The organism is Nocardiopsis metallicus, assembly GCF_014201115.1.
Taxonomy (GTDB): Bacteria; Actinomycetota; Actinomycetes; order Streptosporangiales; family Streptosporangiaceae; genus Nocardiopsis; species Nocardiopsis metallicus.
Map to the genome: position 1 here is coordinate 7,042,663 of NZ_JACHDO010000001.1, position 26,848 is coordinate 7,069,510.

Here is a 26,848-nt window from a genome sequence, read left to right on the forward strand (position 1 = left end):
AACCCTCAAGCCCTGAACCCGCGCACGTGCGCCCGCCCCACGAACCGTGAGGCGGGCGCACGCTGTTCCGGGCGCAGCTAGCGCATCTCGGAGAGCATCCGGCCGACCTGGCGCAGGCGGGTCAGGCTGGCCTCGTAGCGGGCGCCCACGGTCAGCAGCAGCACCCCGATCACGGCGAACGGCAGCCAGTTGGGCATCAGCCGGGTCAGCTCCCACAGCGGCGGACCGAAGGCGCGCAGCGAGGTCACGAGCAGGGCGAGGCCGCCGATGACCAGGGCCGCCTGGAGGCGCTGGAACAGACCCCACACCGTGACCGCCAGGCTCACCGCGAGCACGGTCGGGACCCGCCAGACCGGGTCGTCCTCGCTGAGCACCAGCCACACCGTCGGGCCGAGCAGCAGCGCCAGGCCGCCGCCGTGGGCGAGCCAGCTCGACGGGGTTTCGTCGGCCTTGCGCGACCACTCCCAGCCGATCACCAGGAAGGCGAGCGCGGGCGGGACCGTGTACGCCTCCGGGACGGTGACGTTCCACGAGGCGAGCGCGGTCCACAGCGCCAGGAACATCAGCACCGCGCCGACCACCGCGAACCCTCGGCGGTCCGGTCGCACCGCGCTGGCCAGGCCCACCACGCCGACCACGGCCAGCGCGACCGCCACCAGCTCCAGGCGGGTGCCGTTCAGGACGGTGAGGCCGAGGGCGAGGGCGGCCCACACCGAGGCGGGGACCTCGGCGGCCTCCGCCAGCGGGCCGCGCAGCCGCGGGGCGACCACGGCCACGGCGGCCACCACGGCGATGGGTCCGAAGGCCGCGTACTCGACCGGCGCGTTCAGGGCCAGCGGCAGGGTGAGCGCGAAGCCGCCGGTGGCCGTCACCGCCACCGAGGTGGAGGCGATCGCCACGAAGCGCGTCCGCGCCAGGGCGGTGACCACCGAGGCGGCCGCCGCCACCGCGAGCAGGACCGCCACCGTGCTGTAGCGCTCCGAGACGGCCCAGCCCAGTGCGAGCGCGAGTGTGGCCAGACCGGTCGTCCAGGGCATCCAGGAGCCCTGTCCCTCCCGGAGCAGCGCGGAGCCGGTGAGCAGCAGGCAGCCGACCGCGAGCGTCCACACCAGGGCGGCCAGGAAGGTCGCTCCCACCGCCACCGGCAGCGGGATCAGGGTGAGCGGGACGACCAGCGCCGCCGTCGGCACCAACAGGGTCCGGTCCAGCAGCAGCACCGAGCCCAGGACCAGCAGTGCGGCTACCAGCAGCCCGAGGGGGACGGTGAACACGCTCGGGGTGTCGTGCGGGGCGGGCAGCCCGAGGAAGACGTGCGCGGGATCCAGCAGGGCCGAGAGCGGAGCCTCGTACACGCCGCGGGTCCACGAGAGGGGCGCCAGTGCGGCCACGCCGCGCGGTCCGACCAGCAGCGGGACGATCGCCGCCAGCAGCAGGCCCAGCACGCTGAACGAGGCCGGGACGCCCGACCGGTCCGGTTCGGCGGTCCGTTCGCGGTCCGTGCGGCCCAGGACCATCGCGGTCGCGCCGAGCAGCAGGGCGAGGCCGCCCAGCAGCCAGTAGGGCAGCTGGGCGGCGGAGCCGTCAGACGCGGACATCACCAGGGCGGCGAACCCGAAGAGCAGACCGGCGCCCCAGGTGAGGACGGTGAGACCGTACACGAGCCGCTCCGGGGAACCGCCCGGACCGGGGGCGGGGCGGGCGGAACGGGAGAGGCTGCGGTGGGTCAGCGCGGAGAGCAGGGCCACGGTGGCGACCAGCAGCAGCGCGATCAGCGTGGTGTGCTGCTCGGGCAGCGACCAGGACAGGGCCAGCAGCATCGTGGCCAGCCCGATCGTCCCGGGCAGCCAGCCGTCCGGGGTGCGCAGTCGCGGTACCCACAGCAGTAGCGCGGCGCCGACCAGCACCGTCCACACGACCGCCACGAGGAACGGCGCGCCCAGCAGTACCGGCAGTGGCACCAGGGTGAGCGCTCCGACCAGGGCGATCGCCGGGGCCAGCAGCCTCCGCCCCAGCAGCAGTACGGTGCTCAGGGCCAGTGTCCCGGCGACCATCATGCCCAGGGCGGTGAGCAGGGCCGTCATGGTGTCGGCCGGGACCGGCAGGCCCACGAGCTCCCGCGCCGGCGCCAGCATCGTCGCGGTCGGGGCGTCGAAGGGGGAGCCGTCGGGGCCGAGCGCGGGGATCGTGGGCAGGCCGCGCGGTCCCACCACGGGCGGGACGGCGGCCAGGAGGAGAAGCGCTCCGATGCCGAACGCTGACGGTGCACCGCCGCCCGGGGGCGAGCCTGCCCGGCGCTCGGTGCGGTCCAGGACCAGCGCGGTCGCGCCGAGCAGCAGGGTGACGGCGCCCAGCAGCCACCAGGGCGCCTGCCCGGGTGCGCCGACGGCGGCGGAGGCGATCAGAGCGGCCAACCCGAAGAAGAGGGTGGCGCCCCAGGTCACGATCGTCAGCCCGGACACGAGCGCGGCCGCGCTATCCCCGGCGCCGACCTGCCCGGTACCTCCGGTTCCGGGAGCCGCGGTGGCGGCGCGCAGGTTCTGGCGGGTCAGCGCGGAGAGCAGGGCCACGGCGGCGACCAGCAGCAGCACGATCAGCGTGGTGTGCTGCTCGGGCAGCGACCAGGACAGGGCCAGCAGCATCGTGGCCAGCCCGGTCACCCCCGGCAGCCAGCCGTCCGGGGTGCGCAGTCGCGGTACCCACAGCAGTAGCGCGGCGCCGACCAGCACCGTCCACACGACCGCCACGGCGAACGGCGCGCCCAGCAGAACCGGCAGCGGCACCAGAGTCGGCGGCACGACCAGGGCCAGCCCGGTCGGCAGCCAGCGGCGTTCGATCACGGCCGCCAGGGCCACCACCAGGGCGCCCACCAGCAGGACGCCGAGGGCCGAACCCGCCGCGAAGAGCACGCTGGGCTGTGCGGGCAGCCCGAGCACGGCGTGCACGGGTTCCCACATCGCCTGGACCGGCTCGGACCACGAGGTCCGATCGGCGAACAGCGTCAGCGCCGGTGAGCGCTCCGGCAGGGCCAGCAGCGGGGCCACCGGCAGCAGGCCCAGACCGACCAGGGTGAACAGCGGGCGCAGGTCGGTGCCCGACTGGTGGCCGTCGGCGGTCAGCCGCAGCGAGGACGGGGTCGGCACCCGGCTGAGCATCAGCGCGGTGGCCCCGCACAGCAGCACGGCGGCGGTCAGCAGCCACCACTGGACCTGCGCGGTACCGTCCGCGCCCCGGTTCCCGAACAGGTAGGCGCCGCCGACCAGCAGGGCCAGGCCCCACAACAGGGTGCCCGCCATGTAGAGGGTGGCGGTCCGGCCGCCCGGTTCGGGGCGGCGGACCGGGTCGGAGAACCGGCGGGCCCCGGCCGCGCAGACCAGCGCGGTGACGGCCAGCATCAGCACGGCGGCCAGGGTCGTGTACCGCTCGGGCAGCGCCCAGACCAGGCCGGTGAGCAGGGTGAGGGTTCCGGTGATCACCGGAACCGCGCCGGTCCACCTGCCCAGCGGCGCCGAGCCCAGGACCAGGCAGCCGCCGACGGCCAGCGCCCACACGGCCGCCACGGCCTGGGGAAGGCCGAGCAGCAGGGGGACGGCCAGCAGCGCGGCCGGGGCGGTCAGCGACAGGGTGAGGGGCAGGGCGGAGCGGTGCAGGAGCCAGACCGCGCCCAGGGCGAGCACGGTGGCGACCAGGATTCCGGCCAGGTACACGAAGCTCAGCGGCGGCAGCGCGCTCACCCGGTCCAGCTGGAGGAGCTCGACGGCGGGGGTGGCCATCGCGGCCGGTTCCAGACTCCACGGCGCGGCCGTGAGGCGGGGCAGGACCGGCAGGTGCGCGGGACCGGCGACCAGCGGCATCAGGGCCAGGCTGAGCAGACCCAGGACCGTGAGCACGGACGGGTTCCCCGGGGCGGGCGTACCGCTCGCGTGCTGGTCCTGGACGGCCCGGTCGGCCGGTGCGGGCGCGCGCCGGCGCTCCACCAGCAGCGCGGTGATCCCGGTCAGGAGCAGGGTGGTCGCCAGTGACCACCAGCCCAGCGGGTCCTCTCCGGAGTAGGAGCCGCTGGCGAGCACGGTCACGACGGTGACGAACAGCGCCAGGCCCCACAGAATGAGCGCCGCGACCCGCAGCGTACGGACGGGGACGCCCGGGCGGGGCGGACCGAGGCGGCGCAGGACCAGCACGTCGGCCAGCGCGGTGGCGGCGATCACGGCCAGCAGCCAGCCGGGGTTGCCGTCGCTGGGCAGCGCGATCACCAGCAGCACCGGCACCGGCTGGAGGAACAGGGCGGCCAGGACGCGCGGCGAACTCAGCGGGACCAGGGCCGGATAGAGCGCCAGCAGTGTGCTCATCACGGCGAGCGCCGCGGCGGTGTAGCCGGGACCGTTGGTGATCTGGTCGCTCAGCAGCCACAGCGCGAGCGCGTCCACGCAGAGCAGACCGGCGGCCACCGCACCGAAGGTCTCGGCGGTGGCGCGCAGACCGCGCCGGTACAGCGGGTGGGCCAGTCCGGCGAAGGCCAGGGTGGTCAGTCCGAGCACGGCGGCGCGGGTGCCGGTGCCCATGTCGCTCCACGTCCAGATGGCGAAGACCAGGGCGGCGACGCCGACCAGCAGACCGCCCAGGCCGAGGATGATGTTCTGCGCCGAGCGTCGGCTGACCTCACCGGAACGGCCCGGAGCGGCAGGCGCGGGGGCATGGCCCGCGGCGGCGGGGGCGGGGGTCGCCGCTCCCGGGGGCCTGGCCGGAACACCCGGAACGCCTGGTGCGGCTGGTGCGGGTGGCGCGGGTGGCGCTGCCGGGACCTCGATCGGATCCAGGGGTTCGGGGCCCCGCCGTGAGGCCTCCTGCTGCGCGGCCGCCCAGCGCTCCTGTGCCTCCAGCCGTTCGCGGATCTCCTGCCGGGCGCGCTCGCGGCTCTCCTGACGCAGCCGGTCCAGGACCACGGGGCGTTCCCGGACCAGCGCGCGCTCGCGCCCGCGCAGCATTTCGATCTCGGTGTCGATCCACCACAGGCGCTGCGCAGTCGATCCGACCAGGCTGAGCCCGCAGTTCTGGCACGCGTGCGCCGCGGCGGCCAGGGAAGCGGCGCATTCCGGACAGTGCCGCGGCGCTCCCGGCGGGGGCTGTGGGAGTCCTTGGGCGTTCATGGGTCCATGCTCCTCAGCGGCGCTGCCCGGCACATCCGTACAGGTACTCAGACGCTCACGAGCGCGTACTCAGCCGTCGGATCGGTCGTTCGGTGACCTCGGCCTCCCTCCCGGGGCGGGGAGAGCAGTGACACAGGCCTGTCCGGCGTTGACCAGGCCTTGACTCTTCGTGTTGAGGTGCAGGTCAGGGGTCTGGAAAATGCGCACATTCCGTGATGTGAGTCAGGACACAGTAAAACTGGCGTTACTTTACCGTGACGATGATGCAGGCTGGGGGCGCTGCACCGAGAATCCCCCCTCCCGTGTGGGAGCCCCGCTCCGCGGTCGGTCGTACGGCGAGTGCCGTCCCTGCCGCGGCAGATCGAACGGGCCACACGGTCCAACGGCGGCGAACACCCCACGCGAACGCTCTGACCAGGGCACGCGTGCGTCAACGTGAAAGGGCGATCTTGATAGTCAACCGGATCTCACTGCGCCAGATGAGCGCCGTCGGAGCCGCGGCGCTGGTCGCCGGCGGCATGTTCACCGTCTCGGCCTTCGCGCAAACCGGCGACCTCGACCCCGGCCAGGCCACCTCCGCGGTGACGCCTCCGGAGCAGACGCAGGAGCCGGAGGAGGAGTTCTTCGCTAGCCCGCCCGCGGTCGACGAGGCCGAGCGGGAGAGCCAGCGGGAGCAGAGCCGGGACGACGCGCGGACCGCGGCCGAGGAGGCCGTCCAGTCCGCCAGCGGCACCGGCGCCGAGATCGCCGAGCCCGAGCCCGAACCCGAGCCTGAGGAGCCCGCCCGCAGCGAGTCCTCCAGCGGCTCCGGTGGTTCCGGCGGCTCCGCCCCGACCGCCCCGGTGCCGGCCGGGTCGGCCAAGGAGATCGCGCTCCAGATGGTCCTCGACGAGGGCTGGGCCGCGGACCAGTTCCACGGCTGCCTCGAGCCCCTGTGGGAGAAGGAGAGCAACTGGAACCACACGGCCCAGAACCCGAGCTCCGGCGCCTACGGCATCCCGCAGTCCCTGCCCGGTAGCAAGATGGCCTCCCACGGCTCCGACTGGCAGACCAACCCGGCTACCCAGATCTCCTGGGGGATCAGCTACATCAAGGACCGCTACGGGAATCCGTGCGGGGCCTGGTCCCACTCCCAGGCCAACAACTGGTATTAATAGGTTTTTCCCTGCCCTAAACCCCCTTTTGGGAAAGGCAACCGTGCTACTCAACCGCATGTCGCTGCGCAGTACCGCGGCGGTCGGTGCGGCGACCCTGGTCGCCGGCGCGACGTTCGCCGTCTCCGCCTTCGCGGACGACGGTGTGGACCCGGGTGCGGCGGCCAGCGCCGCCGTGCCGCAGTCCGAGGAACCCGCGGTCGACACCGACGAAACCGAGGGCGACGAGTTCTTCGCGGCCTCGGAACAACTGACCGAGGACGAACTCCAGGCCCTGCGCGATCAGGCTCAGGACCAGCGTGACGCTGCCAAGGGCGACGGGGTGCGCATCACCCTGGCCACCGGCAGCGACATCGAGGAGGAAGAGGAAGAAGAGGAGGAGGAAGAAGCCGAGGAGACGCCCGAGTTCACGGGCGACCCCAAGGGCATCGCCCGCCAGGCCGTGGCGGCCCAGGGCTGGGGCGCCGAGCAGTTCGACAACTGCCTTGAGCCCCTGTGGGAGAAGGAGAGCAACTGGAACCACACGGCCCAGAACCCGAGCTCCGGCGCCTACGGCATCCCGCAGTCCCTGCCCGGTAGCAAGATGGCCTCCCACGGCTCCGACTGGCAGACCAACCCGGCTACCCAGATCTCCTGGGGGATCAGCTACATCAAGGACCGCTACGGCACCCCCTGCGAGGCCTGGGCCCACTCCCAGTCCGTCGGCTGGTACTAACCGCCCTCCGGACCGCCTCGATCCTCCAGAACAACGCAGGACGGCCCCGCACGAACCGTGCGGGGCCGTTCCTCCTCCAGGGGGTCTACTTGTGCGGGGTGAAGGTCTCGATGACGTCCTCGTGGATGTCGTCGAAGTCGCCTTCCTGCTCCCGGGGCACGTTCACGCTCACCAGGTAGAACACCCGCTGGTCGCCCTCCTCCAGGACCACCGCGTACACCCAGAGCCGCCGCTCGGGATCGCCCCAGTTGGTGTTGACCAGGTCGGCCTCGACCATCGCCACGTCCAGTCCGGCCAGGCCGCCGTCGAAGTCGTCCCGGTCGAAGTCCTCGGAGTCGAGCACCTCGTAGCCGCTGGTGGCGTCCTCGATGTCGGTGCCGCCGTCGGTCTGCGCCAGGAACTCCCCGGCGGTGCCGGTGAAATCGCTCTCCTCCCAGCCCTCCACCATGAGCTCGTGCTCCATCCCCGGAGCGACGAACAGCGCGATGGAGTCGTCGATCTGACTGTCGTCGACGGTCCAGCCGCCGGGGTAGGAGATCGTGAACCACTCCGAGCCGAACACCTGGAGGTCGTCATCGTCGTACTCGGGGGGTGTCCCTTCGACCCGGACGCCCTCGGCCTCCTCCTGGGCGGCCTCCGAATCGCGCCCCTCGGAGCGCCCGGGGTCGTCCGCGGCCGTATCGGAGCCCGCATCGGGGCGCATGGACACCGCGACCACGATGCCCGCGACCACCAGAACGGCCACGAGGGTCACGCCCAGCGCCACCCAGGTCTTCCCGGAGCCGCCGCGCCTGTCCGGGGCCGGGCCGCCTGCGGCGTGGGCCGTGCTCTGGTGGCCGCCCCCGTACCCGCCCTCGTCGTACTGGGGGTAGGGGGCCGCCGCGTGCGCGTAGTGGCCCTGCTCGTGCCCGTACTGGTCACCGCCCGGGTAGGCCCCCTGCCCGTAGTAGCCCCCGCCGGAGGAGTACTCGCCCGGGTACGGCGTCTGCTGACCGCTGGCCTGCTGGCCGGGGTAGCCGCCGCTGTGCGCGCTGTGGGACTCCTGGGCTCCGGTGCCGCCGAAACCACCTGCGGCCGCGGCCCCCGGTAGGTCGCCGCCGCGGCAGCGCCGCAGCAGATCCAGGGCCTCGTCCACGGTGAGCCGCCGGTCCGGGTCGCGCTCCAGCAGACCCGTGATCACCGGTTCCAGCCATCCGGCTCGGGTCATGGGCGGCAGCGGGGCGGAGATGACCGCGGCGATGGCGGCGGTAATGGAGTCGCGGCGGAAGGGGGAGGTGCCTTCCACGGCGGCGTAGAGGGTGACGCCGATGCTCCACAGATCGCCCCGGTGCTCGGCCGGACCGCCCTCCAAGCGCTCGGGAGGCATGTACTCGGGGGAGCCGATCAGCGCGCCGGTCCGCGTGATGCTCGGCCCGCCCTCCATGGTGGCGATACCGAAGTCGGTGAGGATGACCCGCCCGTCGCTGGACATCATGATGTTGCCGGGTTTGATGTCGCGGTGCAGGACGCCGGCGGCGTCCGCGGCGCGCACGGCCTGGAGCAGGGACTCGGCGATGTCGGCGACGGTGTCCGGGGGCAGCGCGCCGGTCTCGGCGAGCATCTCCTGGAGGGACCCGCCCTCGACCAGTTCCATGACCACCCACGGGTTGTGTTCGTACTCGAACACGTCGTGGATGGTGATCACCGTGGGGTGGGCGATCCGCGCGGCCGACTGGGCCTCGCGGCGGACCCGGGCGTGCGCGTCGTCGCGTTCCGCGTCGGTGAAGTGGCCAGGGAGAATGACCTGCTTGACCGCCACGACCCGGTCCAGGGCCGTGTCGTGTGCCTCCCAGACGATGCCCATGCCGCCACGGCCGAGTTCACGGCGCAGCACGTAGCGGTTCGCAATGGTCTGTTGGCTGTTACTCGACATCTGTCGCCCTCTCGAAGCGGGCAGTGAAACGGTGTGGTCTGACTAAGAATGTCCGACGCCGACCAGGTGGGGAAGGTTCCTCCCGGACAGGGTGCGGAACCGAATCGGTACCTGATCACGTGAGAGGGGGCACCCCGCGTACGCGAGGTGCCCCTTGGCCCTGGGTGAGCTGTCTACTGGGAGTTGGTCATTTTGAGGACGTCGAGGGCGGCGTCGAGCTGCTCCTCGGTGAGCTTGCCGTCCTTGATGTAGCCGCGCTCGAGCACGACCTCGCGGATGGTCTTCTTCTCGGCCAGCGACTGCTTGGCGACCTTGGCGGCCTCTTCGTAGCCGATGTAGCGGTTGAGCGGCGTCACGATCGACGGGGAGGACTCCGCGTAGACGCGGCACTGCTCCTCGTTGGCCTTGATCCCGGCCACGCAGCGGTCGGCGAAGACCGTGGAGACGTTGGCCAGCAGGCGGATGGACTCGAGCACGTTGCGCGCGATCATCGGCAGCTGGACGTTGAGCTCGAAGTTACCGGAGGCGCCGCCGAAGGCCACCGCGGCGTCGTTACCGACGACCTGCGAGGAGACCTGGAGCATGGCCTCGCACAGGACCGGGTTGACCTTGCCCGGCATGATCGACGAGCCCGGCTGGAGGTCGGGGAGGAAGATCTCGGACAGACCGGTGGTCGGGCCCGAACCCATCCAGCGGATGTCGTTGGCGATCTTGCAGTAGCCGACCGCGATCGTCCTCAGCTGGCCGGAGAGCTCGACCAGACCGTCACGGGCGCCCTGCGCCTCGAAGTGGTCGCGGGCCTCGGTCAGCGGCAGACCGGTGTTGGCGGCGATCTCGGCGATGACCCGGGCGGAGAAGCCCTCCGGGGTGTTGATGCCGGTACCGACCGCGGTACCGCCCAGGGGCAGCTCGGCCACGCGCGGCAGGACGGCCTCGATGCGCTCGACGCCGTAGCGGACCTGCGCGGCGAACCCGGCGAACTCCTGGCCCAGGGTGACCGGGGTGGCGTCCATCAGGTGGGTGCGGCCGCTCTTGACGACCGACGCGAACTCGATGGACTTGCGGGTGAGCTCGCCCTCCAGGTGGCGCAGCGCCGGGATCAGCTCGTTCTGCACGGCCGAGGTGGCGGCGATGTGGATGGAGGACGGGAACACGTCGTTGGACGACTGCGAGGCGTTCACGTGGTCGTTCGGGTGGACGTCGACGCCGGTGCGCTCCTTGGCGACGGTGGCCACGACCTCGTTGGTGTTCATGTTGCTGGAGGTACCCGAACCGGTCTGGAAGACGTCGATCGGGAACTCGTCGTTCCACTTGCCGTCGGCGACCTCGAGGGCGGCCTCACGGATGGCCTTGCCGATGTCGTCGGAGATCACGCCGAGCTCGGCGTTCACCTTGGCGGCGGCGGCCTTGATCTCGCCGAGCGCGGCGATGTGGGCGTTCTCCAGCCCCTGCCCCGAGATCGGGAAGTTCTCGACGGCACGCTGGGTCTGGGCCCGCCACTTGGCCTTGGCGGGGACCTTGACCTCACCCATCGAGTCGTGCTCGATACGGAACTCGCTCATGACAACCCATCTCTCCTGGGAAAACCTGTGACCTAAAGCCTGCCAGACGCGGTAGAGCACATCGCACTTCACCCGGGGTTCACGGTGTTGCACGTGTCATGTTGACATCGCCCCAGGTCAGAGGTCAGCCGTTGAGCTGGCGGCGGGCACGGCGGCGGCCGAGGAAGAGACGGCGCCTGGGGGCGCGCACGCGCACGCTGCCGAACAGGCAGAACCCGTCGATCTCCAGGACCGGCGGGTTGGACATGGTGCTCTGGCGGGCGTTGGTGCTGCGCCTGCCGAGGAAGGACCAGCCCCTCATCCGGACTTCGACGCCCTCGGGGACGTCGATGACGACCTTGCCGAGGAACGTGCTCACGGACATCCGGTGGTGGTTGTGTGTGAGCAGGACCTCGCGCATGTCGATCTCGGTGCGCCCGAGCACCGCCCCGGCCTGTTCGTCGGGGAGCGCGACCCAGCGGCCCTTGCGCCTCAGGGTGGTGAACCAGCTGACCATCGGCCCGGGGGCGAGCTGGATGGGCTGTTCCTCGGCGGGCAGGAGGTCGGCGGTGAGTTCGGGCAGGTCGCCGAGGAGCCTGGCCTCCTGGGCCCGGTGGAGGCGCTCCTCGAACTCCTCCATGTCGATCCGGCCGTCGGTCACGGCGGCGCGCAGGACCTCGCTGACGCGTTCGCGGTCGTTGTTGGAGGCCCTCATCCGGGCGGGGGAGACTTCCTGACTCACGGCCATAAGACTAGGGGAACGGCTGCGGGGCCGGGAGGGCCCGGCCCCGCAGCCGTTCCTTACAGGAGCATCAGCGCTCGGCGCGCGGTGGTGGCGGCCGAGAGCGGCCGCACCGCCAGCCGGACCAGGGCGCGGGCGTTGTCGTCGCCCGCGACCCGGTTGGAGCTGAGCTCACCGCACGAGAGGCAGCGGTGGATGATCAGCCATTCGCCGTCGGGTCGGGCGCTGACACCGGCCGCCTCCATCCGGCCGTGGCAGTCGGCGGTCCGGTCGCCCGGGACCCGGCCGTCCACGTGCAGGCTGGTGAGGCAGTGCGGGCAGTGGTTGCGGTGTGCGGTGCCCAGTGCCCGCAGCGGCACGTCGAGCCGGCAGTGGGCGCAGCGGAAGGACTCCGCTGCCGGTCCGGATCGACGGCCCTGTTCCCCGGGTGCGCGCAGTACGGTCTTGCGGCGCTGCGGCTGTCCCCGGTCGCGGTGGTTGCGTCGGCCCACGCTCACACCTGCCCGAGCATTTCGAGCGGGAACGGCGGTTCGGCGAGCGGGCGCACGGCGATGCGCAACAGGACGAGCGGATTGTCGTCACCGGCCACGGCGCTCTCGGAGAGCTCGTCACAGCGCACGCAGCGGTGGACGAGTCTCCAGCGGCCGTCGCGCGGTACGACGACGGAGATGGGTGTCATGCGCCCGGCGCAGTCGGAGGCGCCGCCGTCGTGCTGGTCGTGCACGTGGCGGGAGCTCAGACAGCTGGGGCAGTGGTCGCGCGGCTGGTGGTCGGGTCCGAGTTCGGACACGGACAGACCGCAGAACACGCAGCCGAAAGCGGCGCTCGCGGCGTGGGCGCTGAGGTTGGTACCGGCTGTGGGGTCGGTGGTGGACAACCCGGGAACTCCTTGCTGGAGAGTGAGAAAGGGATCAACAGCAAGAGCGCCGAGCGGATCTCGACGGGGGCGGGTCCGGTCAGCCGTCCGACTGGGGTGAGGGCATGCGGGATCCCGCGCGGCTGTGAGGCGCGCTCGGCGCGTTCCGGGGCATACCCACCTGTCCTAACGCCAGGGCTGTTGCGCCCCGGCCGACTCGTGTCCGATTCCGACCCCACAACGCTAGGCACGGGACGGATGTGAGCGCAACGGGTTTTCCTTCGCCTGTGGACGTCAGGCGGCCCCGGACGCGGGGTCCTCCGCGTCCGGGGCCGTTCCTCGGGGCCGTGTTCCCGGGGTCCTAGGCGGTGGCGCGGCGCTTGCGTGCCAGGTGCAGGGCGGCGGCGCCCGCGGCCATCAGCGCGATGGCGGTGCCGAAGAGGGCGGTGATCGCGGTGCCGGTCCTGGCCAGCTCCTCACCTGCGGCGGCGTGGTCGCTGTGCGGGGCGGCGGCCTCGTCGGCCTCCTCGGCCCCGGTGGCGGTTTCGGTGCCGCCGGGCTCCTCTTCGGTGGCGGTCGCCTCGGCCGCGGCCTCGGCGCCCTCCTCGGTGTGGGTCTCGGTGTGGGTCTCGGTGTGGTCGTGGTCGAGGTCCTCGTAGGCGGCCTCGTCCACGGTGAAGGGCCCGGTGTCGGCGGCGGCCCGGGCCACCTCGGCGTTCGAACCGCCGAAGGTGACGTCGGAGCAGGTGTAGAAGGCCTCGGGGCTGTCCGTGCGCTGCCAGATCGTGTAGATCAGGTGCTCCCCGCTCTTGGCGGGCAGCTCGGCGGTCATGGTGTAGGTGCCGTTCTCGGCGACCGGCTGGTCGTCGACGGCGAAGGGCTCCGACTCGAGCTCGTTCCAGGTCAGCGGGGTGCTCGGATCCCAGTCGTCGGTGGTCACGTAGTACTCGATGTAGCCGGCGTGCGGTACCGCGGCGGTGTACTCGAAGGTGTAGTCACCGCCGGAGGGCAGGCTGGTGACCGCCGTGCTCGCCCAGTCGCCCGGGTTGTCCAGGGCGGAGTACTTGTCCCGTCCGGCGCTGCACAGCTGGCCGTCGGGGATGATCTCGCGGTGCCGGCCGTCGGCGTTGGCGATGTTGACCTCGTGCCAGTCGTAGAGCGGCTGGGTGCCGTTCTCCTCGACCAGGCGGACGCACATCTCCGACCGCGGGTTCTCGGGGCCTTCGGCGTAGCAGGCGGCGATCCGGCTGATCGGGTCGCCGAGTGTGCCGTGGGCGTTGGCCGGGGAGGCGGCCAGACCGGCGACGGCGACGGGTGCGACCGCCAGGACGGCGGCGGAGCGCATGAGACGTCCGAACCTCATAGGGGGTTCTCCTCAAGTCGTGGACTAGCGGGGAGCCGTGCGGTTCGCGAGTCCGCACGGCCGTCCGGGCTGGAGGGACTACCTTTCGGACAGCCCGTGGCACGGGGCCAGACGGGGGTTCCAGCCCGTCCGAAAGGTATGGATGGCGACTATACAGACATGGCTCGAAAATGGAAGCTTTTCCGGAATAAAAGGTTCTGATCTGCGAGTTTGACGGATGCTCGGCTTATCTATAAGGTTTGTTTTCGGTTGATGGCAGAAAAATCACCGCGAATGCATTCCCTGTGTCGTGCGTGCGCGGAAAAAGGGTTGGAAAAAGGTCCGACCCGGTGTCTACGGTGTTCCCATGACCTCACCAGAGCCCGGACGGGCAGTACCCGGGAGCGCTGCCATGACCTCCCGGGACGTCTCCGCCGTGCCGGCCATCCACCTGCGCGGCGTCGTCAAGCGCTTCGGTTCCCTCGCCGCCGTCGACGGACTCGACCTGGAAGTGCCCCAGGGAGTCGTCCTGGGCCTTCTCGGCCCCAACGGCGCGGGCAAGTCCACCACCATGAAGATGCTCACCGCCCAGTCCATCGCCGACGAGGGCGACATCAGCATCCTCGGCCACGCGATCCCCGCCGAGTCCAAGTGGGCCCGCGCCCGCATGGGCGTCGTCCCCCAGCACGACAACCTCGACGAGGAACTCACCGTCAAGCAGAACCTGCGGATGTTCTCGTTCCTGTACCGGGTCCCGCGGGCCCGCCGCAAGGAGGCCATCGCCCGCACCTTGCGCCTGGCCCAGCTCGGCGACCGCGGCGACACCCCCGTCGACGACCTCTCCGGCGGGATGCGGCGGCGCCTGCTCATCGTCCGCGCCCTCCTGCACCGGCCCGAACTGGTCCTCATGGACGAGCCCACGGTCGGCCTCGACCCGCAGGTGCGCCAGGAACTGTGGGGCGTCATCACCGCCCTGCGCGACGAGGGCGCCACCGTCCTGATGTCCACCCACTACATCGAGGAGGCCGAACGCCTCTCCGACGAGGTCGCCCTCATGGCCAAGGGGCGGGTCGTCGAGCGGGGCGCCCCCGCCGACCTCGTCGCCAAGTACGCCGGGGCCAGCGTCGAGGAGTACACGCCCGACGGAGAGGGCGGCATGGCCGAGCTGGAACGGCTGGTCAACGGGCACGGCTTCACCACGCGCCGGACCGGCACCACCCTGTCCGTGCTGCGCGCCGAGGAACTCCCGGAGTCGGTCCGCGACCGCCTGGGCGCCCCCGACCGCAGGGACAGCAACCTCGAAGACGTGTTCGTGACCCTGACCGGGGAGTCCGTGGAATGAGCCTGACGCAGAGCCGCGACGACGCCCGCCCGGAAAGGCACGCCAAACCGGGACGCTTCGAGGCCGACGCGGTCATGGGCGTGGTCGCCCGCGAGTGGATCCTGTACGGACAGTCCTGGCGGGCCACGACCTTCGCGGCCGTCGTCGAGCCCACCCTCTACCTGCTCTGTTTCGGATTCGGCATGGGCGCCCTCATCGGCACCCTCGCCGGGTTCAGCTACATCGACTTCCTCGGCACCGGCATCGTCGCGGTGTCGGTCATGTTCCAGTCGATGATGCCCGCCGTCATCAACACCTTCATCAAACGCCGCTTCCTGCACACCTACGAGGGCATCCTGGCCGCCCCCGTCGACGTGCGCGAACTGGTCACCGGCGAGGCCCTGTGGCTGGCCATGCGGGCCGGGGTCTACGGCTGCGTGCCGCTGCTGGTGGCGATCGGGTTCGGGCTCCAGCCCGGCCCCGGGATGCTGCTGGTGCCCCTCATCGCCTTCCTCGCCGGGTTCGCCTTCGCGCTCTTCGGCATCTGGATCTCCGCGGTGATCACCTCGGTGCGCTCCATGGACTACGTGTTCAGCGGCCTGTTCACCCCGCTGTTCCTGATGGCGGGCACGTTCTTCCCGCTCACCGAACTGCCCGGCTGGGTGCAGACCGCGGCCATGGTCAACCCGCTCTACCACGCGGTCGAGCTGATCCGCGGCTCCGTCTTCGGCGGGCTGGAGGCGGGCACGGCGCTGACGCACGTGGGGGTGCTGCTGGGCTTCGTCGTGCTCATGTGGAACCTGGCCTCCTTCCAGATGCGCCGCAGGGTCGTGAACTAGCCGTCAACTAGACCTCGGAGACAACGACGGCGCGGCAGGGAGCCCCTGCCGCGCCGTCGTGCTGAATCCTCGGTCAGCCGCCGCTGGGCGACCAGCGCAGTTCGATGACGGCCCGCTGGCCCTCGTCGAGGACGCTCATGCCCAGACCGACCGCGCCCCACTGGTCGGGGGAGTCCACCTGGTCCCGGCTCAGCACCTGGCGCAGGTCGAAGTATCCGGCCAGCACCGCGTCGTCCAGGTTCTGCATGGTCTGCTGGAAGACGTCGTCCTCACCCAGACGGCCCGAGCCGCCCCGGCTGTTGGAGACCACCACCGTGTCCTCGTCCGAGCTGACGGTGGGCATCGGGAGAGCGGAGTAGGGGCTGCCGAAGGCCTCGTCCAGGAAGCCCTCGAGCGCGCGCTCGTCACCGCCGACCGCCCGGTACTCGAAGGACGGATCCCAGTTGAAGGAGTCCGGTTCGAAGTCGGTCAGACCGAAGGCCGTGGAGGTGCCCAGGAGCGAGGTGAAGCCGTCCGGCAGCGGGGCGCCGACGGAGTTGAAGAAGTCCTCCATCTCGGTGCGGTCGCCAGCATTGAGGAACGGGAGCTCGTCGTCCTCCCAGGCGGTACGCAGGGACTCGTCCAGACCGCTGCCACCGAAGGCCATCACGGTGTCGGCGGGCAGACCGCCCATGGCGTCCAAGCCCGAACCGGATGATTCCCCCAGCCAGCCCACGTCCTCGTTCTCCACCTCGAAGCCGAAGATGTCCATCCGGGCCTCGAGGTAGTCGCCGTCCACCCGCACCGAGGCGGTCATCCGGCCGTCGAGGGAGTCGCCGGAGGTGCCGAGTTCGCGGGAGAGCTCGTCGCTGATCCCGGGCATCTGGCCGAGTTCGCCCAGGTCGGTCCAGGCCAGCGCGATGCTGCCCCTGGGCACGTTGCCGAGGTCGCCGCTGTAGGTGTCGTCGCTCTCCAGGTCGCCGTGCTCCGACATCTGGTCGTTGTAGTCGTTGATCCCGGCCTCACCCTCGGTGAAGACCACGAAGTCGTCGACCATCTCGAAGTACACGTCGTCGCTGTCGCGGAGCTCCGCGAACTGCTCCTCGGCCGCCGCGGCGTCCTCGACGGACAGCGCCAGCGCCATGGCCATGTCGTTCGCGACCGCGGCCTCGGAGTCGCCGGTGGGCCAGACGGCGAAGCCGACCTTGTTGCCGATCCACTCCTCGGTCCGGCGCAGGTTGACGTCGAAGGCGTCCGAGAACATCTCGGCGAAGGCGCCGGAGGTGTCCTCATCCAGCTCAGCGGTGTCCTCGGTGAGCTCGTCCGGGAGCTTGCCAGCGAACCGCAGCAGGTCGATGATCTGGGAGCCGTCGACGTCCAGGTCGACCTTGGCGAAGGCCACGGAGCTGCCGGGCAGGACCGACTCGGGCTGTGGGCCGCTGAAGTCGACCAGCGACGCGGCCGCCCAGATGGTGCCGCCCATGACCACCAGGGCCACACCGGCGGCCGCCGGGATCAGCCACTTGCGACCGCCCCCGGACGGCGGGACCTGCCCGCCGGAGTACTGACCGCCGTAGGGCGGCTGGCCGGGACCCCCGGGGCCCATGGGGGCGCCGGGGCCCTGCGGCGGCTGGCCTCCCGGGTACTGACCGCCGGTGTACTGGCCTCCGGTGTACTGGCCGCCCGGCTGCTGGGGCGGTGCGAAGTGCGGCTGACCGGGTCCCTGCGGCGGAGTGAACCCCTGGCCAGGATGTTGCGGCTGCTGCCACTGGGGCTGCTGCGGGGGATCTGGGTAGGACATCGGACCTCCGACGAGGGGTGTTCAGGGGACAAGCGCGGCCGCGGGGCCAGTGGCGAGTGTGATGCCGGTGCGGCCGGAGTGGTTCGCGTACGCGCGGTAGCCGCACAGGGCCGCTTCGACCAATCCGGCCGCTCCGACCGCTCCGGTTACTCCGGGGCGGAGGTGAGGTCCACGCCGCTGTAGGCCGACAGCTTGCTCAGGCGGTGCTCGCTGCGGACCTGGCGCACGGTGCCGCTGCGGCCGCGCATCACGAGGGAGTCGGTGGTCACACCGGTGGACTCGTAGCGGACCCCGCCGACCAGCTCACCGTCGGTGATGCCGGTCGCGGCGAAGAACACGTCGTCAGAGGAGACGAGGTCGTCCGTGCTCAGCACGCGGTCCAGATCGTGGCCGGCGTCGATGGCCTTCTGGCGCTCCTCGTCGTCCTTGGGCCACAGGCGGCCCTGGATGACACCGCCCAGACACTTCATCGCGCAGGCGGTGATGATGCCCTCGGGCGTGCCTCCGATGCCCAGCATCAGGTCGACGCCGGTGCCGGGGCGGGCGGCCATGATGGCGCCCGCGACGTCGCCGTCGCTGATGAACTTGATCCGGGCGCCCGCGTCGCGCACGTCCTGGACCAGCTGCTTGTGGCGCGGACGGTCCAGGATCACCACCGTGACGTCCTGCGGGGACTTGCCCTTGGCGCGGGCCACGGCGCGGATGTTCTCCGCGGGGGAGGCGGCGATGTCCACCACGTCGGCGGCCTCGGGGCCGGTGGCCAGCTTCTCCATGTAGAACACCGCGGAGGGGTCGAACATGGTGTTGCGCGGGCTCATCGCGATCACGGCGATGGCGTTGGGCATGCCCATGGCGGTCAGGGTGGTGCCGTCGATCGGGTCGACCGCCACGTCCCATTCGGTGCCGCCGCCGTCACCGACGCGCTCGCCGTTGTAGAGCATGGGGGCGTTGTCCTTCTCGCCCTCGCCGATCACCACGGTGCCGTTCATCGACACGGTGCTGATCATGTGGCGCATGCCTCGCACCGCGGCACCGTCGGCGCCGAGCTTGTCGCCCTTGCCGACCCAACGGGCCGCGGCGAGCGCGGCGGTCTCGGTGACGCGGACCAGTTCCAGCGCGAGGTTACGGTCGGGCGCCGAGGGCTGCGCGGACGGGCTACTGGACTGCGACATTGACGTGACACCTTCCGTCAGGAAACAGGGTGGGATTCACGTCTTAGGGTAGTCACCCGACGTGACCCCCCAGTGGTCCAGGCCGGAGGGAACGCAGGGGCGGGCGGGGGCGCCAGCGTGTCGCCCGGGGCGGTTACGGTCTACCCTGGCGGGGACCCGGACAGGAGTGAGGGCGTGACAGTGGACAAGACGGACAAGCCCGCGCGGGTCTCGCCGCGTGGCGCGGCCACCCGCAGTGCCCTGCTGAAGGCCGCGGCCCAGGTGTTTCGCACCGTGGGTTTCGCCAAGGCCGGGGTGAGCGAGGTCGTCTCGGTCGCAGGGGCCAGTGTCGGTAGCCTCTACCACCACTTCACCGGCAAGGCGGATCTGTACATCGCCCTGTACGAGGAGTTCCAGCACCGGCAGCAGGAGCGCACCCACCAGGCGGTCCGCGACGCGCGAGCCGAAGGTGAGAGCGATCCCACACGGCTGATGAACATCGCGGCGCACGCTTACCTCCTCGGCTGCATCGAGGAGCGGGAGACCGCGCGACTGTTCTTCAGCGGTGACGGACCGCCCGGCTTCGACTATCAACTGCGCTCCCGGCTCACCCAGTGGACCGACCGCAACGTGGCGCTGTTCCGCAAGGCGGACGAGCCCGTGGACGAGGCGCTGCTGATCGTGGTGAGCGGTTCCATGCTCCTGGCCGTCGCCGAGGTCGTCCGCCGTGACGACGCCGACGCCCACCGCCTCGCTGACGACATCACCGGCCTGCTCACCCAACTCGAACCCCGTAACCGCCTGCGGAACTAGTCGGCCGAGAAGAGTTCCCGCTCCGGGCGAGTCCCCGCTCACGTGCGCTAAGTGCACCCCTGGTCGAAGCGCCCCGGGGCCTGGGGCAAGCTGGTCATTGTCATGAGTTCATACAGCCGGGCCAACGCCACCTTCAAGAACTACGCCATCTCGCTCGGGATCCTCGTGGGGATCCTTCTGGTGATGTCGTTCGTGGTCTCCTCGCGATCGGGCGAACACATTCCCACTGTGGAGTTCCGCCCGGACGTCGAGGTGCTCAGGGACGCCGCCGACTACCCGGTCACGGCCCCCTCCGAAGACCTTCCGGAGGGCTGGATCCCCACCAGCTCCACCCTGGACACCACCGGCCCGGTCGAGTGGTCCCTCGGTTTCGCCACCCCGCAGGACAGCCACGCGAGGCTGATCCAGAGCGACGGAGACCCCGACAGCCTGGTGAGTAGGAGCGTCCAGGACGCCGAGCCGGTGGGCACCGTGATGGTCGGCGACCAGGAGTGGGAGCACCTGGACTCCCAGGACTGGGGCGCCCTCGTTCTGCGCGGGGAAGACCGGACCCTGATCATCGCCGGCAGCACCAGCGTCGACGAGTTCGCCGTCCTGGCTGAAAGCCTGGAGACCCTCCCCCTCCGGGAGACGGAGGACTCGGACGAAAGCTCGGCCGAAGAGTCGGAATCGGACGTGAACCCCGACGAAGACACGGACGCGGACCCGGACGCCTAGTTCCCACCTCGGCAGGAATCGGGTCGCGTGCCACGGCCGGTCACTCGCCCGGACGGAAAAGCGGTGCTGAGGTCAGCGGTGGTGTCTGAGGCCCAAGCCCGGTTTCGGCCCCCTGTTTGAAGATGATCTTGCTACCAGGAGCGCTGAGCCACCGAAACCCAAGGCGCCGAACTTGCTCCTGGTAGCAAGATCATCGGGGATACGGGGGGTTTCGGAAGCAGCGGACAGCCCCAGGCGCGGGTTTCGGGTGCCATACCCCCACACTGAAAACCGGCCCCGCACGCCCTGCCCGCTCTCGCCCGGGGAGGCCGCCCGTGCCCCCATCGGGCCTGCCCGCACTGCCCTGGGTGACTCCGCCACAGGGGCTCGGCAGCCTTCACCCCCACGACACGCGGCCCGGGGAGCGCAGGCCTGGGGGCGCTCCCTCCTTCGCTGCCGCTTGTCCGTCGCCGACCTTGACCGGCCGCGACACGGTCAGGCGTTCCGCGCAGACCAGAGGAGACAGGGGCCTTCGCTGCCGCTTCTTCCTTTTTCGTCATGGGCCACGCAACGGGCCCCGGAGAAGACACGACCTGCGTGGTTCTGCGGGGCCCGTGCTTGTTCGGTCCGCGCTCTCGCCGGGTGCTGCTGATGCGGCTGGGCCCGCTCGCTATTCACCGCTCACTGGCCGCCGCTGGCTCACTCGGCGCGCAGGTCGCGGCGGAGCTCCTTGGGCAGCGAGAAGGTGAGGGTCTCGTCGGCGGTCGTCACCGGGCTGACCGAGCCGAAGCCGTGGCCGGCCAGCTTGTCGAGCAGCTCCCGCACCAGGATGTCGGGCACGGAGGCGCCGCTGGTCACGCCCACCGTGGTGACGCCCTCGAGCCAGGCCTCGTCCATGAGGGTGGCGTTGTCGATCAGGTACGAGGCGTCCGCTCCGGCGTCCAGGGCGACCTCGACCAGGCGCACGGAGTTCGAGGAGTTGTCGGAGCCGACCACGATCACGAGTTCGCACTCGGGCGCCATCGCCTTGACGGCGTCCTGGCGGTTGGACGTGGCGTAGCAGATGTCGTTGCTGGGCGGGGCGAGCAGGTTCGGGAACTTCTTCTGGAGCGCGTCCACCGTCTGGTTGGTCTCGTCCACCGAGAGGGTGGTCTGGGACAGCCAGGAGACGTTGTTGGGGTCCCGGACCTTGACCTTGTCGACCTCGTCCGGGCTCTCGACGATCTGGATGTGCTCGGGGGCGTGGCCGCTGGTGCCCTCGACCTCCTCGTGGCCGATGTGGCCGATGAGGACGATGTCGCGGTCTTCCTTGGCGAAGCGCTGGGCTTCCTTGTGCACCTTGGTGACCAGCGGACACGTGGCGTCGATGGTCTTGAGCTGACGCTCGGCGGCCTGCTCGTGGACGGCCGGGGAGACCCCGTGCGCGGAGAAGATCACGATGGCGCCCTCGGGCACCTCCTCGGTCTCCTCCACGAAGATCGCGCCGCGCTCCTCGAGGGTGCGCACGACGTGCGTGTTGTGCACGATCTGCTTGCGCACGTAGATCGGGGCGCCATACTGCTCCAGGGCCTTCTCGACGGTGATGACCGCTCGGTCGACACCGGCGCAGTATCCCCGGGGGTTGGCGAGTAGCACACGGCGTTGGTTCGTGGCAGTCGTCGTCGCAGTCATACAACACATCCTAGGTGCCATCTGGGGCTGTGGGTTCGGGTGTGGGATAGGGCACCGATCTGGGCATACCTATCGGAGAGGCCACGGGCAGGTGACGCCACAGTAACGGAACGTATCCGGTTGGGCTTCGAAGTGGCGAAATCGTTCACTTCCCGCCTGCTCATGCTGTTACTCCCTCCTCTATCCTGGTTCACCATCGCATCTGTTATGAGGCGGTTCGCCCTCAACTCGGCCTTGCCTGGTTTGCTGGACGCGCGCCGCCGGCCCAACGCCGAGAGCATCAGGAGCCCCCGTCCTATGTCGAACCCGACCATCGTCACGAAGCTGACTTCCCTGTTCAAGGGCATCTTCGGGCGCAAGGACCCGGTCGTCACGACCGTGCAGGACAAGCAGGACGAGACTCCCGCGACGGAGACCGCGGAGACGGTGGAGAAGGCCGACGCCCCGGCGGAGACCGCCGAAGCCGCCACCGAGGCTCCCGCCGACGCGTCCGACGAGAAGTCGGACGCCGAGCCCGTGAAGAAGGCGGACGCGGAGTCCGCCCAGGAAAAGCCCGCTTCCGAGGAGGCGGCGACCGAGGACGAGAGCAAGGAGGAAGCCCCCGCCGAAGCCGAGACCCCCGCCGGGGCCCCCGCCACGGAGGCCGCCGAGGCCGCCAAGCTGGTCGAGGAGCCCAGGGGCGAAGCCTCCACCCCGGCCACCGCCGACGTCCCCGAGGACGGCTCCGCGCTGGCCGAGGAGATCGAGGCCGCCGAAGCGCACACCACCGTCACCAGCGACGAGGTCCTGGAGAAGGTCCGCAAGGGGGCGGCTCCCGCCGTCGAGGACCTGGCCGTGCCCACCTACGACGAGCTCACCCTGCCGTCCATCCGGGCCCGTCTGCGCAAGCTCACCATCGAGCAGGTCCGCGACCTGCGCGCCTACGAGGTCGCGCACGAGGGTCGTTCCGAGTTCATCAAGATGTACGACAACCGCATCGCCAAGCTCGAGGCCGAGGCCTGAGCCTGTCCGCGGTGACCTGAGCCCGGCCGCGACGCCCCGGGCTCAGCCGAGGTCGCATCCCGCCCCGGAGCCCGGCCCGCCCGGGCCCGCACCGGCTCCGGGGCCGCGGTGTTCCTTCCGTCGTTCCGGTTCCGCGAACCGGTACCGCAAGCCCGCGCCGCAACCCCGTGGCGTCGACCCTTCGCGGAACTGTCGTCGCCCTGGCCTAGGCTCTGGAGCCATGGGCATGGAGAGTTCCGCGGAATCACCGCAACCGGTCAGGGCCGTACTCCAGGCGGTCGGCGGTTGGATCGACCGGCTGGGCGCGATCTGGGTCGAGGGCCAGATCGCCGAGCTCAACTCGCGCGGCCGCATGTCCTACATGACCCTGCGCGACCCGGTCGCCAACGCTTCCATCCGCGTGCTCTGCGAGACCTCGGTCCTGCGCCGCCAGGAACCGGCTCCGGGGCCGGGCGATCGCGTGGTCATGCACGCCAAGCCCGACTTCTACCAGCTCAAGGGCACCTTCTCGCTGCGGGCCCGGGAGATCCGGCACGTCGGTATCGGTGAACTGCTGGCCCGCCTGGAGCAGCTGCGGCGCACCCTGACCGCCGAGGGCGTCTTCGATCCGGCCCGCAAGCGCGCGCTGCCGTTCCTGCCCAACACCGTCGGTCTCATCTGCGGGCGTGACTCCGCCGCCGAACGCGACGTGCTGGAGAACAGCCGCCGCCGCTGGCCCGCCGTGCGCTTCGAGGTCCGTCAGGTGGCGGTCCAGGGCGACCGCGCCACCCGCGAGGTGACCGAGGCGCTGCACGACCTGGACTCGCACCCCGAGGTCGACGTCATCGTGATCGCCCGGGGCGGTGGTTCCATGGAGGACCTGCTGCCCTTCTCCGACGAAGCCCTGGTCCGCGCCGTGGCGGCCGCGGCCACTCCGGTGGTGAGCGCGATCGGCCACGAACAGGACGCGCCTCTGCTGGACCACGTGGCGGACGTGCGGGCCTCCACCCCCACCGACGCCGCCAAGCGCACCGTCCCGGACGTGGGCGAGCAGCTGGAGATCATCCGCCAGCTCCGCGACCGCGGCCGCCGGGTCATCAAGGGCGGTGTGGACCGGGAGTTCACCTGGCTGGCGAGCGTGCGCTCCCGCCCGGTCCTGGCCGATCCGGTCCGGGAGACCGAACGTCTCACCGAACAGGTACTGGAACTGCGCGATCGCGCCCGCCGGAGCCTGACGATCTCGCTGGACCGCGCCACGGAGGGACTCGGCCACACCGAGGCCCGCCTGCACGCCCTGTCCCCGGCAACCACGCTGGCGCGCGGCTACGCGATCGTGCAGCGCGAGGACGGCTCCGTGGTCCGCTCCGCCACCGAACCCGCGGTGGGCGAGACCCTGCGCCTGCGCTTCGCCGAGGACGGCCTGCGCGCCACGGTCGACTCCCTGGACGGCGCCGTCGATCCGGAGGAAGCGGAGGACCCGGGGAAGTCCGCGGCGGCGGAGCCCGCACCAGCCAAACCCAGACGCACCAGAACCGGAGCCGCGAAGTCCGGGGGAGCCAAGTCCGGGCGAGCCAAGTCCGCGGCCGCCGAGAAGAAGACCGCCGCGGACAGCGCCACAACGGATGCCACCGGCACGACGGACACCACAGAGGGGGAGTAGACATGGCCGAGAAGACCGAGGCCCCGGAACTGAGCTACGAGGAGAGCCGTGAGGAGCTGAACAACGTCGTCCGCAGACTGGAGTCGGGCGGTCTCACCCTCCAGGAGTCCCTGGCCCTGTGGGAGCGCGGTGAGGAGCTGGCCCGCATCTGCGAGCGCTGGCTCGAGGGCGCCCGCGCCAAGCTGGCCGCCGCCATGGACGAACGCCGCGCCGACGAGCCCCAGGACTCCGACGCACCCTTCTGACCCTTCTGAGCGAACCCGCATCCCGTCGGGCCGGACCTGCGTCGGTGAGCCCTACTTGCGGCCGTTGAGTTCGTCGCCGAGGTTGCGCAGGTTGCCGGGCAGACCGCGAAAGACCGAGATGACCAGTACCAGCGCCGTGCCGAGGAACAGCCACGGCGCGACCTCGGCCAGGCGGGAGGCCAGGCCCAGGATGAGGACCCGGGCGAACCCCTCGTTGCCCAGGGCCAGGAGGCTCTCGGCGGCGACCACGGCGACGAAGTAGGCGATGGGCGGGCTCACCGAGAGCGACAGCAGGTCGCTGGGGCGGACCACGGCCGCGGTGAGCAGACAGGCGAGGGTGAAGGCCAGGCCCGGGGCGGCCGGAGTGGCCGTCAGGTGGGCGAGCATCGTTCCGGCGAAGCTGAACACCACGATCAGCAGGACTCCGCCGCGCCCGGTCAGGCGTGGTGGGGTCCAACCGGCGGCCCCAGCTGCCCCGGCCGCGTTCGGGTGCCTGCGTGCTTTCTTGTCCGTGTCGGGGTGACTGCGCGCCGTCCTGTCCGCGCTCGGCACCTCCCGGCGGCGACCGTTGGACCGCACGAAGTACGGGGCCTGTCCGGGCTCCGGACCGTCCGACTTGCGCGGGGGCATGGTCGTGCGCCTCCCAAGTTTGTTACTCACAGTGTTTAGTGTGTCACTTCTCGTGAATCTTCGGGGGTCTTTCCTGGGATCGTGTCGTCATTTCGGCCACTTGCCCCTTCCGGGGTGAACGCGGCTTCCACCCCTTGGACGCCGAGATCTCCCCGCCTGGTTCTGGCCGGTTCCGGACGCATGGCCGATTCGTCACTCTCCGTGGTCGGCCCCCTTGGGTTCCTTTTGGGTCGATCCGTTGCCGCTGTTACTCCCATGCCGAATACCGCCGAAATCAGCCGTGCCCGCGACGCCCACACCCGACATGTCCGGCTCGGGCGCGGTCGGCCCGGCAAGCCCCGAGCCGTCACCGGCCTCCGAGGCGACGTCGAACCCCGCTGGGGTGTCGAGCCCCGGGGTGACGCCGAGTCCGGGGGAGGAATCCGCGAGCTCCGGTGCCGCCACCGTACGCGGCCGCTCCGTCACCCCCGAGAGCCGGTCCAGGTCGCCCTCCACCAGGCCCAGCTCACCGAACCGCCGAGCGGTCACCAGTACCCGGCTCTCCAGCGACCCCACGGTCTGGTTGTAGGCGCCCACCGTGCGGTTCAGCGCGCGGCCGAGCCCCTCCACGTGCCCGCCGAGCGTCGACAGCCGCGCGTGCAGCTGCTTGCCCAGGTCGAACACCTCGCGGGCGTTCTCGCTCAGGGCCTCCTGCTGCCACGCGTACTGCGCCGTCCGCAGCAGGGAGATCAGGGTCGTCGGCGTCGCGATGTGCACCCGCCGCCCCATCGCGTACTCCAGCAGCTCCGAGTCGTGCTCCAGCGCCGGGGCCAGGAACGCCTCGCCCGGGATGAACAGCACCACGAACTCCGGCGCCGGGGTGAACGCCGCCCAGTACGTCTTCGCCGCCAACTGGTCCACGTGGGTGCGCAGGTGCTTGGCGTGCGCGCGCAGCCGCTCCGTCGCCTCCGGGCCCTCCCCGGTCTCCACCGCGTCCAGGTACGCGGCCAGCGGCACCTTGGAGTCCACGACGATGTTCTTGCCGCCCGCCAGCCGCACCACCATGTCCGGTCGCTGCGCCCCGGCCACCGCCTGCTCCTCGAAATCGCAGTACGCGGCCATCCCGGCCAGTTCGGCGACCCTGCGCAGCTGGAGCTCTCCCCACCGGCCGCGCGCCTCGGGCCTGCGCAGCGCCGTCACCAGTGACTGCGTCTGGTCCCGCAGCCGCTCCGAACCCTCGCGCACGTACTCGACCTGCTTGGCCAGTTCGGCGTGGGCGGCGGCCCGACCGGCGTCCACTTCGCGCAGCTGCGTCTCCACCCGGTTCAGGGTCGCGGTCAGCGGCTCCACCATCCGCTCCACGGCGCGCCGCCGCTCGTCCAGGTCCCCGCCGGCCTCGGCGCTGACGGCGCGCAGCCGCCCCTCGGCGAGTTCGAGGAAACGCTGGTTGGTCTGGTCCAGGGCCTGTGCGGACAGCGCGCGGAACCGGTCCGCGAGCTGCTCCTCCACGTAGGCCGCGCGCTCCTGCGCGGCCCGGGCGTCCGCGCGGGCCTCGGCGTCACGGCCGCGGGCGAGCATCCATCCCACGGCGGCGCCGACGGCCAGACCGATGAGGAGTACGAGTACGAGTGCGAGGGCGTCCATGGGGCCATGCTCTCAACCCCCCGGGTCCGGAT

Annotated in this window: 21 protein-coding genes; 9 read left to right on the forward strand and 12 right to left on the reverse strand. The window is 71.1% G+C overall.

Going from position 1 to position 26,848, the window contains the following annotated elements; all coding sequences use genetic code 11:
• Positions 1–77: 77 nt before the first annotated feature.
• Positions 78–5,144, reverse strand: coding sequence for an SCO7613 C-terminal domain-containing membrane protein (locus tag HNR07_RS31090; RefSeq protein WP_184369663.1), 5,067 nt, complete (start codon positions 5,142–5,144; stop codon positions 78–80).
• A gap of 449 nt (positions 5,145–5,593) precedes the next feature.
• Between HNR07_RS31090 and HNR07_RS31095 the strand changes: the two genes are divergently transcribed.
• Positions 5,594–6,298 (forward strand): aggregation-promoting factor C-terminal-like domain-containing protein, encoded by a 705-nt coding sequence (locus HNR07_RS31095; protein WP_184369666.1) that lies wholly within the window; start codon positions 5,594–5,596, stop codon positions 6,296–6,298.
• Positions 6,299–6,356: 58 nt separating this feature from the next.
• Positions 6,357–7,013, forward strand: coding sequence for an aggregation-promoting factor C-terminal-like domain-containing protein (locus HNR07_RS31100; RefSeq protein WP_184369668.1), 657 nt, complete (start codon positions 6,357–6,359; stop codon positions 7,011–7,013).
• Between the two features lie 85 nt (positions 7,014–7,098).
• Here the strand turns inward: HNR07_RS31100 and HNR07_RS31105 are convergent, their stop codons facing one another.
• From HNR07_RS31105 to HNR07_RS31130, 6 genes are all read right to left on the reverse strand, one after another.
• Positions 7,099–8,925, reverse strand: coding sequence for a serine/threonine-protein kinase (locus HNR07_RS31105; RefSeq protein WP_184369671.1), 1,827 nt, complete (start codon positions 8,923–8,925; stop codon positions 7,099–7,101).
• Positions 8,926–9,098: 173 nt separating this feature from the next.
• The gene (locus tag HNR07_RS31110; RefSeq protein ID WP_017580587.1) at positions 9,099–10,487 is read right to left on the reverse strand and encodes a class II fumarate hydratase; all 1,389 of its coding nucleotides are present in this window, start codon (positions 10,485–10,487) and stop codon (positions 9,099–9,101) included.
• 124 nt (positions 10,488–10,611) lie between these two features.
• Positions 10,612–11,181: a DUF1707 SHOCT-like domain-containing protein gene (locus HNR07_RS31115; RefSeq protein WP_184372950.1), complete on the reverse strand. Its 570-nt coding sequence runs from the start codon at positions 11,179–11,181 to the stop codon at positions 10,612–10,614.
• An 86-nt stretch (positions 11,182–11,267) separates the two neighbouring features.
• A complete protein-coding gene (locus tag HNR07_RS31120) occupies positions 11,268–11,705 on the reverse strand; it encodes an RNHCP domain-containing protein (protein WP_184369674.1) in 438 nt (145 codons plus the stop codon).
• Entirely contained in the window at positions 11,702–12,085 is a 384-nt protein-coding gene (locus HNR07_RS31125) for an RNHCP domain-containing protein (RefSeq protein ID WP_184369677.1), read from the reverse strand. Before HNR07_RS31125 ends, HNR07_RS31120 begins: the two co-directional genes overlap by 4 nt.
• Positions 12,086–12,425: 340 nt before the next feature.
• Positions 12,426–13,427 (reverse strand): lytic polysaccharide monooxygenase auxiliary activity family 9 protein, encoded by a 1,002-nt coding sequence (locus HNR07_RS31130; protein ID WP_184369680.1) that lies wholly within the window; start codon positions 13,425–13,427, stop codon positions 12,426–12,428.
• Positions 13,428–13,818: 391 nt separating this feature from the next.
• On the opposite strand from HNR07_RS31130, the gene HNR07_RS31135 reads away from it, so the two are divergent.
• Together HNR07_RS31135 and HNR07_RS31140 are read left to right on the forward strand one after the other, a co-directional pair.
• Entirely contained in the window at positions 13,819–14,748 is a 930-nt protein-coding gene (locus HNR07_RS31135) for an ABC transporter ATP-binding protein (protein WP_184372952.1), read from the forward strand.
• Positions 14,745–15,566, forward strand: a complete 822-nt coding sequence (locus HNR07_RS31140; protein WP_184369683.1) for an ABC transporter permease — start codon at positions 14,745–14,747, stop codon at positions 15,564–15,566. The genes HNR07_RS31135 and HNR07_RS31140 overlap by 4 nt, the downstream gene beginning before the upstream one ends.
• 73 nt (positions 15,567–15,639) lie before the next feature.
• Here HNR07_RS31140 and HNR07_RS31145 read toward each other — a convergent pair whose 3' ends face one another.
• Together HNR07_RS31145 and glpX are read right to left on the reverse strand one after the other, a co-directional pair.
• On the reverse strand, positions 15,640–17,346 hold the full coding sequence (locus HNR07_RS31145) for a hypothetical protein (protein ID WP_184369686.1): 1,707 nt from the start codon (positions 17,344–17,346) through the stop codon (positions 15,640–15,642).
• Between the two features lie 146 nt (positions 17,347–17,492).
• A complete protein-coding gene (glpX, locus tag HNR07_RS31150) occupies positions 17,493–18,518 on the reverse strand; it encodes a class II fructose-bisphosphatase (protein ID WP_184369689.1) in 1,026 nt (341 codons plus the stop codon).
• 180 nt (positions 18,519–18,698) lie between these two features.
• Between glpX and HNR07_RS31155 the strand changes: the two genes are divergently transcribed.
• Both HNR07_RS31155 and HNR07_RS31160 read left to right on the forward strand, forming a co-directional pair.
• Complete coding sequence (locus HNR07_RS31155) at positions 18,699–19,310, forward strand: TetR/AcrR family transcriptional regulator (RefSeq protein ID WP_184372954.1); 612 nt, start codon at positions 18,699–18,701, stop codon at positions 19,308–19,310.
• 102 nt (positions 19,311–19,412) lie between these two features.
• Positions 19,413–20,027 (forward strand): DUF4245 domain-containing protein, encoded by a 615-nt coding sequence (locus tag HNR07_RS31160; protein ID WP_184369692.1) that lies wholly within the window; start codon positions 19,413–19,415, stop codon positions 20,025–20,027.
• A gap of 678 nt (positions 20,028–20,705) precedes the next feature.
• Here the strand turns inward: HNR07_RS31160 and HNR07_RS31165 are convergent.
• Positions 20,706–21,677 (reverse strand): 4-hydroxy-3-methylbut-2-enyl diphosphate reductase, encoded by a 972-nt coding sequence (locus HNR07_RS31165; protein ID WP_083926724.1) that lies wholly within the window; start codon positions 21,675–21,677, stop codon positions 20,706–20,708.
• 297 nt (positions 21,678–21,974) lie between these two features.
• Between HNR07_RS31165 and HNR07_RS31170 the strand changes: the two genes are divergently transcribed.
• The 3 genes from HNR07_RS31170 (at position 21,975) to HNR07_RS31180 (ending at position 24,563) form a co-directional block, all read left to right on the forward strand.
• A complete protein-coding gene (locus tag HNR07_RS31170) occupies positions 21,975–22,679 on the forward strand; it encodes a hypothetical protein (protein ID WP_184369695.1) in 705 nt (234 codons plus the stop codon).
• Between the two features lie 220 nt (positions 22,680–22,899).
• A complete protein-coding gene (gene xseA, locus HNR07_RS31175) occupies positions 22,900–24,318 on the forward strand; it encodes an exodeoxyribonuclease VII large subunit (RefSeq protein WP_184369698.1) in 1,419 nt (472 codons plus the stop codon).
• Positions 24,319–24,320: 2 nt separating this feature from the next.
• Positions 24,321–24,563 (forward strand): exodeoxyribonuclease VII small subunit, encoded by a 243-nt coding sequence (locus HNR07_RS31180; RefSeq protein WP_184369701.1) that lies wholly within the window; start codon positions 24,321–24,323, stop codon positions 24,561–24,563.
• Between the two features lie 51 nt (positions 24,564–24,614).
• Here the strand turns inward: HNR07_RS31180 and HNR07_RS31185 are convergent, their stop codons facing one another.
• Together HNR07_RS31185 and HNR07_RS31190 are read right to left on the reverse strand one after the other, a co-directional pair.
• Complete coding sequence (locus HNR07_RS31185; protein WP_184372957.1) at positions 24,615–25,193, reverse strand: DUF6542 domain-containing protein; 579 nt, start codon at positions 25,191–25,193, stop codon at positions 24,615–24,617.
• A 192-nt stretch (positions 25,194–25,385) separates the two neighbouring features.
• Entirely contained in the window at positions 25,386–26,816 is a 1,431-nt protein-coding gene (locus HNR07_RS31190) for a DNA recombination protein RmuC (RefSeq protein WP_184369704.1), read from the reverse strand.
• Positions 26,817–26,848: the final 32 nt, after the last annotated feature.